Here is a 10,651-nt window from a genome sequence, read left to right on the forward strand (position 1 = left end):
AACTTAGTGTAGGCATGTACTAAAAGTGGATATAAAATTTACTACTAGCTTTAAGACGTAATATTTCCATATGTAGTGCAAGTTTTTTAGAGATTTACAACTTTCTCCTGCTATTTGCGGGAGTCGGGCTGTCCGTAAAAGCCTGATTGGTGAAGGTTAATAATCAGTGAGGGATGGACACCCCGCTGATTAAAGTTTCACTTTATAGTGTTTTCTTTAATAAACATAGACTATTTTAAGGGGGAATTTAAATGGGTAGTAGTGGAAGTATGGTAAAGCCGATTAGTGGTTTTTTGACAGCGTTAATTCAATATCCAGTACCAGTAGTAGAGTCACGTGCAGACATTGATAAACAAATTCAACAAATCATAAAAACAATTCATTCGACTAAATCAGGTTACCCTGGATTAGAATTGATAGTATTTCCTGAATATAGCACACAAGGGCTCAATACAAAAAAATGGACTACAGAAGAATTTTTATGTACAGTGCCTGGGCCAGAAACCGACTTATTTGCTGAGGCATGCAAAGAATCTAAAGTATATGGTGTTTTTTCAATAATGGAAAAAAATCCTGATGGTGGAGAACCGTATAATACAGCAGTTATTATTGATCCACAAGGTGAAATGATTTTGAAGTATCGTAAGCTAAATCCTTGGGTGCCAGTCGAGCCTTGGAAAGCTGGAGATTTAGGCTTACCTGTTTGTGATGGACCTGGAGGAAGTAAATTAGCTGTTTGTATTTGTCATGATGGCATGTTCCCTGAAGTAGCTCGTGAAGCGGCCTATAAAGGAGCAAATGTCTTGATCCGTATTTCTGGATATAGCACACAAGTTAGTGAACAATGGATGCTAACCAATCGTTCAAATGCATGGCAAAATTTAATGTATACATTGTCGGTAAACTTAGCGGGTTATGATGGGGTATTTTATTACTTTGGTGAAGGACAAGTATGTAATTTTGATGGGACTACTTTAGTACAGGGGCATCGAAATCCTTGGGAGATTGTGACTGCTGAAGTATATCCGGAACTAGCAGATCAGGCTAGATTAGGATGGGGATTAGAAAATAATATATATAATCTAGGGTCAAGGGGATATGTAGCAACTCCTGGTGGGGTGAAAGAAAATCCATATACGTTTGTAAAAGATTTAGCTGAAGGTAAATATAAGGTTCCTTGGGAGGATGAGATTAAAGTAAAAGATGGATCTATTTATGGATATCCAGTAAAAAAAACGATTCATTCTTAGGGAAGAGAAATAAAACAAGCGCATCATATTGATGCGCTTGTTTTTGTTAATCAATAATTTGAAATTCTTTTAACTCTTTTTCGACATTTTGTAGGAGTTGTTCGCTTTTTTGAAGTACGTTCGTTGGGAAAGTCTCATCATCACCATATTCAACGCCATGAGGATAATAATGTTTTCCTAATAAGGGAGGGAGTAGTTTTACTTCAGCGTGTCTGCTGCCGATATCACCTTCAACAGCAACTCCTTGCACTCGTAAATAATAAACATCTTTTAATATTTCAAATTTATAATCGTATGTAACCCGTTCATAATCCCACTGTCCAGCAAGTACGAAGTGGTTGTTTTCCATGATTTCAGTTAAAAGAGTTAATTCAACGACGGATCCATTAAATTTCGTATTTGTAAATTGCATATAATACCTCCTTTTTTAATGTTACACCATTATTTTTATAATAGTATGAATAATAAGAAAGTGCAATTCATATTGAGAGAAAAGGGATAATCCAGACTTTTTTCACAAAAATATGATATAGTGAAAAGAGTACGGTACACACAAAAAGAAAGAAAATGATTTGTGTATATCTCAATTTTATGTTTTGTTCAGGAGGTATATCGTTTGAAGAAATTATTGCGTATCGTAATGATTACAATTTTAATTTTAGCTGTTGATTTATACGGGAAATTACTCGTTTCACAATATATATTAACGCCATCTCAATCAAAGCAAGAAAATAAAATTGTGAAAAAGAAAAAGCAAATTAAGGAAGACTCCTCAGACACTGTTTTAAATATGATTGGTGAAGACTCTGAAAATTTATTAGCGAAGTGGGGAGAACCCTCTCGAATTGAGCCATCTGCATACGGATATGAATGGTGGGTATACAATCAGGATTTAACTCAGTATGTTCAATTTGGAGTTTCTGAACGTAAAGTTGTAACGGCGTATGCTGCTGGTGAACAAGTTAAGGTTCCGCCTTATTATATAAATGAAAAATATGAAGAAGTATATAAAAAAAGTCCGCTTTCGCATGAAATTTCATTAAAAAGAGGGAAAAATAGTTATCAATTTGAACTATCTGATACTGAAGTCATGGAACAACCGTTAATACCTGTAGAAGATGGATGGGCGCAATTGTATTTTGATCAATTTACACATGAGCTTGTTGGTGTTCGTTATATGGATGATGAAACTTTATTACATCAAAGACCGTATCAGCTCGTTTATTCAGGTGAATTAATAGCGGAACAACCATTGACTCCAGAAAAGATAAAACAAGTAGAAAATGGGAATATGCAACAAATTTTTGATTTAACAAATATCATTCGAAGTCGTCATAAATTACCATTATTAACATGGGATCAGGAAACAGCAGATGTTGCTGTTGGTCACAGTAAAGATATGAAAGACAATAATTATTTTTCTCATGACTCACCTACATTAGGTACGCTAGGAGATCGTTTACAGCGCGGGAAAGTAGGATTTCAACTTGCTGGTGAGAACATAGCGGCGCAACATAGTGATGGAATTGCGGCAGTGCAAGGCTGGCTAAATAGTGAGGGGCATAGAAAGAATTTATTAAATGAACAATTTACAGGATTAGGTGTTGGTGTATACGATAAATTTTATACACAAAATTTTATTCGAAAATAAAGCGAAACTGTAAGCGGTGGGGTGTTACATCACCTAATTAGTTACTTCGTATTCACTGAATTGTAGGTGGGAATCTGACCGTATGCAAATAGCAGAAAAAAAGGTGCATGAATCGTCTAAAAATAGGCGAACCATGCGCCTTTTTTTTCTTACTATATAGTAGATATACATGGAGAGGTGAGGATTATGCCAACAACAAAAGGACCGTTACATCCATCGGTTCAACAGTTTAAAGAATTTGTAAACCATCACCCTAAAATGGTTCATGAGGTTAGAAGTGGTCACAAAACTTGGCAACAATTTTATGAAGAATGGTACTTACTTGGTGAAGAAGATCCAATATGGGCAACTTATAGACCGGATGGAGCGCCTACGTTTTCTTCGGTAAAAGAAAATAAAAAAGAAAAAGATAATCGAACTGAAGAGGAAAAAACTGCTGATGTGATGGGGCAAATGCTTTCTTTTTTTAAAAAGTTGGACGTGGAACAAATGCAGAACCATTTAGCCAATGTGACGAGTGCTATTGGGAGCGTGCAACAAGTTATTCAGCAATTTCAAGGTAACCGTACGCAGCAAGAACAAAGTACTTCAGAAAATAACCCGTTTTTCTTTCAAAAGGATTAGGGGGAAAGATGATGAGAGCAGAAATTATGGAGTTTATAAAGGCTGATGAGGATTTATCTCGCTATATTAGAGAGCAACCGTACTGGTATAGAAAATTAACGCGAAATCCTGAAGAAAAAGAGGCTTTTGAGTTAGCGGCGATGCAACATTTCAAAAAAACAATACCAGATAAAGTGGAAAAATTTCAAAATCAATTGGCCGTTGCTTCGATCATGATTGATATGTTTCAGTATATGAAGCAACAAAATGCAACCTAATTGGAAGTGAAAAATATGTCCGTCATGCAGAACTTTTGTTACAATAGAGGTTGATTATTTAAAAAGGAGTTGCAGCATGACGGAAATTTGTTTAGTACGACATGGACAAACTGATTGGAATTTTCAAGAAATTATTCAGGGGCGAGAAGATATTCCGCTTAATGAAGTTGGTAAGAAGCAAGCGAGTCAAAGTGCAGCTGCTTTACAAGAAGAAACGTGGGATATTATTATTAGTAGCCCGTTAATTAGAGCGCAAGAAACGGCTAATGAAATCGCAAAGGCAGCTGGATTACAATCGATTTTATTAGATGAGCGATTTGTTGAACGAAATTTTGGAGAAGCTTCAGGGAAGCCAGTTGCGGCTGTTAGAGAGTTGATTGCCGAGGGTAAAGTAGAAGGTATGGAGCAAGATGAAGAGATTGTAGCTCGTTGTTTTGCTGCTTTAGAAGATGTTGCAACAACTCATTTTGGCAAACGTATTATTATTGTTGCTCACTCACACGCGATAAAAGCGATTTTACATGCCATTGAACCAGATGAAATTACATTTAAGACACCATTAAAAAATGCGTGTATTAGTTATGTGAAACAAAATAGTGGGAAATGGGATGTTCTTAAATATAATATAGCGGAACATATTAATGTATAAGTGTGTACGGATATAGTGTGAAAATAGTTTCATTATATCTTTCTTTTGAGTAAGTCACTTCAATTAGTAGTTCTAATCTAAATGTGGTATGATGGATACTCGGAGGTGTCTCTCATGATTGTAGCGACGCTGGAAAGCGTATTAATATTAGATAAGGCAGAGCAGCTTGCAAAAGCGATTATCTGTTCAGATATAGCAGAAGATTATCGTAAGTATTATAGAGAATTACATGAAGATATGGAACTTCAGACGTTAATTCAGCAATTTACAGCGATGAAAGAACGGTATGAGGAAGTACAGCGTTTTGGAAAATACCATCCTGACTATACTACCGTGTCGATGAAAATGAGAGAATTAAAGCGTTCTGTGGACTTACATGATAAGGTTGCAGCTTTTAAAAGAGCAGAAACTGCTTTGCAGAAGTTATTAGACGAAGTTAGTGTAGCAATCGGTTCGGAAGTGTCTTCTTCCATTAAGGTGCCAACAGGAAATCCATTCTTTGATGCTGGTGGCTGTGGTGGAGGTTGTGGTACTGGCGGAGGTTGTGGTTGTAAAAAAACGGGGTGATGTACCCCGTTTTTTAGAAGTTGGAAGAAAACGTATACAGAGTTTGTCCTGTAATGTTATAAATTTCTGATTGGTTTTCATAGAATATAAAATATATGTTTTTAAAAGGAGAAGATGGAGAAGATTATGTTCGGGCAACGACAAAGTATGATTGTTTATTTACATTCATTGAAACATGCCAAGATTTTAAGGAAATATGGTAACATACATTACATATCAAAACGTTTAAAATATGCTGTAGTATATTGTGACATGGAACAAATTGAGCATATGATGCATAAGTTGAACAAACTTCCTTTTGTGAAAAAGATAGAACAGTCGTATCGCCCGTATTTAAAAACGGAATTTGAAAATTCCCGTCCTGATCGAGCAAAAGAATACGATTATAGCTAATAGAAAAAATCCCCTGCTAAATTTAGTGGGGGATTTTTCATTTGAAATAAAGTGTTATTTCATCGGAGGAATGAAATTGTTCATTCGTAAAATACCAATTAAATGATTAAAAAATAGTTCTTTTTCTGGGAAAGTTGTAGATGGCTTTACAGTAAAGGTAGCCACTTTTTTCCCGAGTTGCGCTGCCGTTTCTTCAAATAAAACGACACGTTTACTTTTTTTATTTTCAAATACAGGAATGCCTTCACGACATATGTATAGTGGTTGGAAATCACCAGTAGTAGTTGGTTTTAATATTACAACAAGCGAACACACTTTTTTATCGTTTTTTATCGTTTCAAATTGTAACATATGTGCTATACGTTCTTGATTTGTTTTGGCAATTTCAAGTAATTCATATAAATCAGAGTAGCCTTCTCCGAGTTCTATAAAGCGTTGAATCATATTTTTTCCTCCTCTTTCTTTTACTGTACCATTTCACTTTTTAAATGAAAAGCACACAAAGAAAAAAAACCCTGCATAGCAGGGCCCTTCTTATACTAGCATGTACTAGTAAGAAGGCAAAGGGAGAGGAGAAACCGGAGGAAGAACTTATGGGGAAACGTAAGTCTTCTCCGCGGTTGGCAACAACATCGAAGGTGATGTTGTTATAATTATTTATGTCCAATCTAAATGAAGATATACATAATGAAATTAAATTTTATGTAGGGCTTCTTATTTTTCTTTTTTTTATTTTATGATAGGATAAAAAAGATAAAGTGGAACTAATATACATATTGGATTCATATTAGTGAATGATGAGATGAATACATAAAAATAATGAGTGGTTATTTGATGCCGAGTTTTCCTATAGTTAAGTGAATGTGGTTTGTTAACGGTTACCGAAGTGGGAATGGCTTTCTATAATCGCTCGATAGATTGAAATAAAGGTAGTGACAACAGATGAGAGTAGTTTCAGGAAAATGTAAAGGACACCCACTTAAAGCGGTTCCTGGTAATACAACACGTCCAACGACAGATAAAGTAAAAGAATCTATTTTTAATATGATAGGTCCTTATTTTGATGGTGGTATCGCCCTTGATTTATTTGGGGGTAGTGGTGGTCTGGGAATTGAGGCTTTGAGCAGAGGGATCGATAAAGCAATTTTTGTTGATCGGGATAGTAAAGCGATAAAAGTAATTCATCAAAATTTAGAAAGTTGTAGAATACAGGAGCAAGCTGAAGTATATCGAAATGATGCGGAACGTGCAGTAAAGGCGCTTATAAAACGTGAAATGTCATTCGATCTTATATTAATAGATCCACCATATAAAGAGCAAAAAATTGTATCTTTAATTAGTGTAATGGATCAACATGGATTGCTACATAGTGATGGATTAATTATGGCAGAGCATGGTAATGATGTGGTTTTACCTGATTCAATAGGAAGGCTTGTAAAAGTACGAGCTGAGAATTATGGGATTACTGCAATATCGATTTATAAGTATGAAGGTGAGGGGACAGAATGACAAGTATAGCTATTTCTTCAGGAAGTTTTGATCCAATTACCCTAGGGCATCTGGATATTATTAAAAGGGGAGCAAAAGTATTTGATGAGGTGTACGTAGTCGTTTTAAACAATTCATCAAAAAAACCATTCTTTTCAGTTGAAGAGAGATTAGAACTAATTCGAGAAGCGACAAAGGATATCCCAAATGTAAAAGTAGATTCGCATAGTGGGCTATTAGTAGAGTATGCAAAAATGCGTAATGCAAATGCAATATTACGTGGTTTGCGAGCAGTTTCTGATTTTGAATATGAGATGCAAATTACTTCTATGAATCGAAAATTAGATGAAAATATTGAAACATTTTTTATTATGACAAACAATCAGTATTCATTTTTAAGCTCGAGTATTGTGAAAGAAGTTGCGAGGTATGGAGGAAGTGTAGTAGATCTTGTGCCTCCTATTGTAGAGCGTGCTTTAAAAGAAAAGTTTCAAACCCCGTTAAAGTGAACGGGGTTTTTCTTTATACGTGCGAAAAAATAATAAAATAACATATAAATATAGACAAAATAATGTAAAAATTGGTCCGTAATGTATAAAAGATGTCCAAATTTCATGTAGTATAGAAGGATGCTTGGATAAAAATACAGGAATATCTTTTTGCATAGGTGAGAAAGAACTCACTTTCTCATAAAATGGTGTCCAAAATATAAATGTAAAAATAGGGGCAAGAATACTTTGAATAATTCGTGCGAAAAAATAGGGTTTAAATCGGATGTCTGTTTCAGCTAATATGCTAGCAACCTGTGCCTGAATAGAAAGACCGCTAAATGCTAAAATGAAGCTTGTTACCATAGCTTGTTGTAAGAGGGGTGTTTCATTTATTTGACTAATCATTTGGCTTCCGAGTGTCATTTCGAAAATACCTGATAATATAGGCATACTAAAATCTGTACTTAGTTGGAAGAATGATAAAATATGTTGCATAATAAAAGAAAGAGTTGCTGTAATGTGGAATACAGTAATCATTTTATTTAACACAGAGAATAAAATAATAAATCCGCCAATCATAAGTAATGTTTGAATAGAAGAAACAATAGCATCCCCAAGTAATTTTCCGATTGGTCTTTTTTCTTGTAAGCGTGTCTCGTGAAGAATTAAAAAAGGGTTTTGAAAGGGTCGTTTTTTTGTAGTGTGTTTATTATTTTTGTAAGCGGTATTATGGCCGTAAAAACGCATAATTAATCCGACAGCAAAGTTACTTAAATAATGGGCAGCCGCTAATATAATCCCTAATTTCGGATTATTAAAAAAACCGATAGACACAGCACCGAAAATAAAAAGTGGATTAGAAGAATTTGTGAAAGAAACGAGGCGTTCCGCTTCAATCTGAGTTAAAAGATTGCTTTTTCGTAGCCTAGCGCTTAATTTGGCGCCTGCAGGGAAACCTGAAGCCATTCCCATCGCCCAAACGAATCCACCTATCCCTGGAACGCGAAAAAGTGGGCGCATGAGTGGTTCTAATATAACGCCAATAAATTTTACAACACCGATACTAATTAGAAGTTCTGCAATGATGAAAAACGGTAGTAGTGAAGGGAATACAACTTCCCACCATATATTTAACCCGCGAATAGAAGCTTGCAAAGCGGCTTGGGGGTGGAGTACAAGAGAAAAGGTTAAAAATAGCGTTGATATGGTAAGGAAAGCGGTTTTCCATTTTTCATACATGTAAGTAAATCCCCCTTTGTCCCAAAAAACGTTCATTTCAGTATACGTGGATACGTAGTGAATTTAGACCATAAGTATGAAAAAGGAATGAAAAAAATTAAAGGGTGAGAAAAATGAAAGAACCAAAGATTGGTTTAGCACTTGGGTCTGGGGGAGCGAAAGGGTTTGCTCATATCGGTGTAATAAAGGTTTTAAGGGAAGCGGGTATCCCCATTCATATGATTGCAGGAAGTAGTATGGGGGCGCTAATAGGTACGTTTTATGCGGCAAGTAGTAACGTTGAAAGATTGTATAAATTGGCATCTGTTTTTAAGCGGAAGTATTATTTAGATTTCACCGTACCAAAAATGGGATTTATTGCTGGAAAACGTGTCAAAGATATGATTAAAATGTTTACATATAATAAAAATCTAGAAGAGTTAGATATCCCGACGGCTGTTGTGGCTACTGACATATTGAAGGGGGAAAAAGTGGTCTTTACAAGTGGGCCAGTTGCAGATGCGGTGAGGGCTAGCATATCTGTTCCTGGAGTGTTTGTACCAGAAAAAATAGATGGACGATTATTAGTGGATGGTGGAGTTATTGATCGCATCCCAGTATCGGTTGTGAAAGAATTAGGGGCCGATATTGTTATCGCTGTTGATGTGTCTCCAATTAAGGTGAATGGCGATGTTACGTCCATTTATGACGTAATCATGCAAAGTATTGAAATTATGCAGCATGAGCTTGTAATGAATCGGCAAATTGCATCGGATTTAATGATGCGACCAGCTGTAGAGCAATTTAGTTCACGTGCTTTTACAAACATTGAAGACATTATTCGAGTTGGAGAAGTAGAAGCGGAAAAACATATTTCAAATATTTATTTATTAATTGAGCAGTGGAAGGAGAAACATAATGTTTAAGCGTTTTCGGTTTATATATGCAATCTTAATAGGGGTTATATTGGCGATGTTACTTGTTTATGTGCGTTTGCCGTATTATGTAACAAAACCAGGAATGGCTGCCAAATTAGAGCCTTACGTTCAAGTTGAGGGTGGAACGAAAGAATCTGGTGATTTTATGCTTGTTACGGTTTCAATGGGACCAGCAAATGTGGTGAATTTAATAGCGGCACAGTTTAATAAATATACACATATTTCAAAAGCGGAAGAAATATTGCAAAAAGGTGAGAGTGATGAAGAATATCAATTTCGCCAAAATTATGCGATGAAAGATTCACAAAATGCAGCAATTTATAATGCATATAAACGTGCAAATCGCTCCGTTTCTTTTGAAAATAAAGGTGTATTAGTTGCTGGTGTGGCAAAGGGAATGCCGTCAGAAGGAAAGCTTAAGCTTGGTGATGTTATTATAGCTGTTGACGGAAAAACATTTGAAAAAACGGAGCAATTTATTGAATATATGACTGGGAAAAAAGAAAGTGATGCTGTAAATATTGAGTACATGAGAAATGGAAAACAATTGAAAGAAAATTTAAATGTAAAGACGATTCCTAATGGAAATGGACGTGTGGGTATAGGTGTTTCTATCGTTACGGAGAGAGAATTAGTAGTCGATCCGAAAGTGAAAATTAATTCTCATGAAATTGGTGGACCATCCGCAGGTTTAATGTTCACATTAGAAATATATAATCAACTTGTGGAAGAAGACTTAACAAAAGGACATGAAATAGCTGGAACAGGTACGATAAATGAAAAAGGAGAAGTTGGTCCGATTGGTGGTATAAATCAAAAAGTGGTGGCTGCTAGCGATGCCGGGGCTGAAGTGTTCTTTGCGCCAAATGAAAAAGGTGCGGAGAAATCGAACTATAAAGATGCGCTTGAGACTGCAAAGGATATTAAAACAAAAATGAAAATTGTACCAGTGGATACACTGGATGATGCATTAACATATTTAGAAAAGATGGATAAAGAAAAAACCTCTCTGAATGAAGTGAACCCTGAAAACGGGACACCTATCAAAACACCTAAACCACTTGTTCCCTAAATTCTTTAGGGGATAGGTGGTTTAATTTTTCTTGAATTCGCACACAATTGTAG

The 10,651-nt window shown here is 35.6% G+C and carries 15 protein-coding genes; 11 read left to right on the forward strand and 4 right to left on the reverse strand.

Translation table 11 applies throughout. From position 1 onward, the window contains the following. Positions 1-251 precede the first annotated feature (251 nt). Positions 252-1,250, forward strand: coding sequence for a formamidase (locus MR170_RS19080; protein WP_000535802.1), 999 nt, complete (start codon positions 252-254; stop codon positions 1,248-1,250). Between the two features lie 46 nt (positions 1,251-1,296). Here MR170_RS19080 and MR170_RS19085 read toward each other — a convergent pair whose 3' ends face one another. Next, entirely contained in the window at positions 1,297-1,662 is a 366-nt protein-coding gene (locus MR170_RS19085; protein ID WP_016080460.1) for a YugN family protein, read from the reverse strand. Positions 1,663-1,866: 204 nt separating this feature from the next. Here MR170_RS19085 and MR170_RS19090 point away from each other — a divergent pair, with 204 nt between their 5' ends. The 6 genes from MR170_RS19090 to MR170_RS19115 all read left to right on the forward strand — a co-directional run bounded on the left by MR170_RS19090 (position 1,867) and on the right by MR170_RS19115 (position 5,391). Then, positions 1,867-2,901, forward strand: a complete 1,035-nt coding sequence (locus MR170_RS19090; RefSeq protein WP_029443145.1) for a CAP domain-containing protein — start codon at positions 1,867-1,869, stop codon at positions 2,899-2,901. A 186-nt stretch (positions 2,902-3,087) separates the two neighbouring features. After that, a complete protein-coding gene (locus tag MR170_RS19095) occupies positions 3,088-3,525 on the forward strand; it encodes a YlbD family protein (RefSeq protein WP_016080462.1) in 438 nt (145 codons plus the stop codon). An 11-nt stretch (positions 3,526-3,536) separates the two neighbouring features. Further along, complete coding sequence (locus tag MR170_RS19100; protein WP_001200990.1) at positions 3,537-3,782, forward strand: YlbE-like family protein; 246 nt, start codon at positions 3,537-3,539, stop codon at positions 3,780-3,782. Between the two features lie 76 nt (positions 3,783-3,858). Continuing rightward, a complete protein-coding gene (locus MR170_RS19105) occupies positions 3,859-4,431 on the forward strand; it encodes a histidine phosphatase family protein (protein ID WP_029443144.1) in 573 nt (190 codons plus the stop codon). A 114-nt stretch (positions 4,432-4,545) separates the two neighbouring features. Further along, entirely contained in the window at positions 4,546-4,998 is a 453-nt protein-coding gene (locus tag MR170_RS19110) for a YlbF/YmcA family competence regulator (RefSeq protein ID WP_000634366.1), read from the forward strand. A 126-nt stretch (positions 4,999-5,124) separates the two neighbouring features. Continuing rightward, entirely contained in the window at positions 5,125-5,391 is a 267-nt protein-coding gene (locus MR170_RS19115; protein WP_002082261.1) for a YlbG family protein, read from the forward strand. 54 nt (positions 5,392-5,445) lie between these two features. On the opposite strand, the gene MR170_RS19120 is transcribed toward MR170_RS19115, so the two are convergent. Next, a complete protein-coding gene (locus MR170_RS19120; protein WP_029443143.1) occupies positions 5,446-5,835 on the reverse strand; it encodes a DUF7147 family protein in 390 nt (129 codons plus the stop codon). A 498-nt stretch (positions 5,836-6,333) separates the two neighbouring features. On the opposite strand from MR170_RS19120, the gene rsmD reads away from it, so the two are divergent. Together rsmD and coaD are read left to right on the forward strand one after the other, a co-directional pair. Further along, positions 6,334-6,900, forward strand: coding sequence for a 16S rRNA (guanine(966)-N(2))-methyltransferase RsmD (gene rsmD, locus MR170_RS19125; protein ID WP_098391149.1), 567 nt, complete (start codon positions 6,334-6,336; stop codon positions 6,898-6,900). Beyond that, positions 6,897-7,388, forward strand: a complete 492-nt coding sequence (gene coaD, locus MR170_RS19130; RefSeq protein WP_000200601.1) for a pantetheine-phosphate adenylyltransferase — start codon at positions 6,897-6,899, stop codon at positions 7,386-7,388. Before rsmD ends, coaD begins: the two co-directional genes overlap by 4 nt. On the opposite strand, the gene ylbJ is transcribed toward coaD, so the two are convergent. Continuing rightward, the gene (ylbJ, locus tag MR170_RS19135; RefSeq protein ID WP_016080466.1) at positions 7,380-8,609 is read right to left on the reverse strand and encodes a sporulation integral membrane protein YlbJ; all 1,230 of its coding nucleotides are present in this window, start codon (positions 8,607-8,609) and stop codon (positions 7,380-7,382) included. The genes coaD and ylbJ overlap by 9 nt on opposite strands. A gap of 113 nt (positions 8,610-8,722) precedes the next feature. Here ylbJ and MR170_RS19140 point away from each other — a divergent pair, with 113 nt between their 5' ends. Together MR170_RS19140 and MR170_RS19145 are read left to right on the forward strand one after the other, a co-directional pair. Continuing rightward, positions 8,723-9,514: a patatin-like phospholipase family protein gene (locus MR170_RS19140; protein WP_000662588.1), complete on the forward strand. Its 792-nt coding sequence runs from the start codon at positions 8,723-8,725 to the stop codon at positions 9,512-9,514. Further along, entirely contained in the window at positions 9,507-10,598 is a 1,092-nt protein-coding gene (locus MR170_RS19145) for a SepM family pheromone-processing serine protease (protein WP_242308937.1), read from the forward strand. Before MR170_RS19140 ends, MR170_RS19145 begins: the two co-directional genes overlap by 8 nt. On the opposite strand, the gene MR170_RS32485 is transcribed toward MR170_RS19145, so the two are convergent. Then, on the reverse strand, positions 10,579-10,651 hold a 73-nt coding region (locus MR170_RS32485; protein WP_326245104.1), incomplete at its 5' end, for an IS3 family transposase. The two genes, MR170_RS19145 and MR170_RS32485, sit on opposite strands and share 20 nt — an antisense overlap.

Source organism: Bacillus cereus group sp. BfR-BA-01524, from assembly GCF_022662595.1.
GTDB classification, from domain to species: Bacteria; Bacillota; Bacilli; order Bacillales; family Bacillaceae_G; genus Bacillus_A; species Bacillus_A thuringiensis_S.

Coding starts and splice junctions, on each gene's coding strand:
- ylbJ (WP_016080466.1), bottom strand. CDS start 8,609: ATGTATGAAAAATGGAAAACCGCTTTCCTTACCATATCAACGCTATTT.
- MR170_RS19095 (WP_016080462.1), top strand. CDS start 3,088: ATGCCAACAACAAAAGGACCGTTACATCCATCGGTTCAACAGTTTAAA.
- MR170_RS19105 (WP_029443144.1), top strand. CDS start 3,859: ATGACGGAAATTTGTTTAGTACGACATGGACAAACTGATTGGAATTTT.
- MR170_RS19140 (WP_000662588.1), top strand. CDS start 8,723: ATGAAAGAACCAAAGATTGGTTTAGCACTTGGGTCTGGGGGAGCGAAA.
- MR170_RS19100 (WP_001200990.1), top strand. CDS start 3,537: ATGAGAGCAGAAATTATGGAGTTTATAAAGGCTGATGAGGATTTATCT.
- MR170_RS19085 (WP_016080460.1), bottom strand. CDS start 1,662: ATGCAATTTACAAATACGAAATTTAATGGATCCGTCGTTGAATTAACT.
- MR170_RS19110 (WP_000634366.1), top strand. CDS start 4,546: ATGATTGTAGCGACGCTGGAAAGCGTATTAATATTAGATAAGGCAGAG.
- coaD (WP_000200601.1), top strand. CDS start 6,897: ATGACAAGTATAGCTATTTCTTCAGGAAGTTTTGATCCAATTACCCTA.
- MR170_RS19080 (WP_000535802.1), top strand. CDS start 252: ATGGGTAGTAGTGGAAGTATGGTAAAGCCGATTAGTGGTTTTTTGACA.
- MR170_RS19120 (WP_029443143.1), bottom strand. CDS start 5,835: ATGATTCAACGCTTTATAGAACTCGGAGAAGGCTACTCTGATTTATAT.
- MR170_RS19145 (WP_242308937.1), top strand. CDS start 9,507: ATGTTTAAGCGTTTTCGGTTTATATATGCAATCTTAATAGGGGTTATA.
- MR170_RS19115 (WP_002082261.1), top strand. CDS start 5,125: ATGTTCGGGCAACGACAAAGTATGATTGTTTATTTACATTCATTGAAA.
- rsmD (WP_098391149.1), top strand. CDS start 6,334: ATGAGAGTAGTTTCAGGAAAATGTAAAGGACACCCACTTAAAGCGGTT.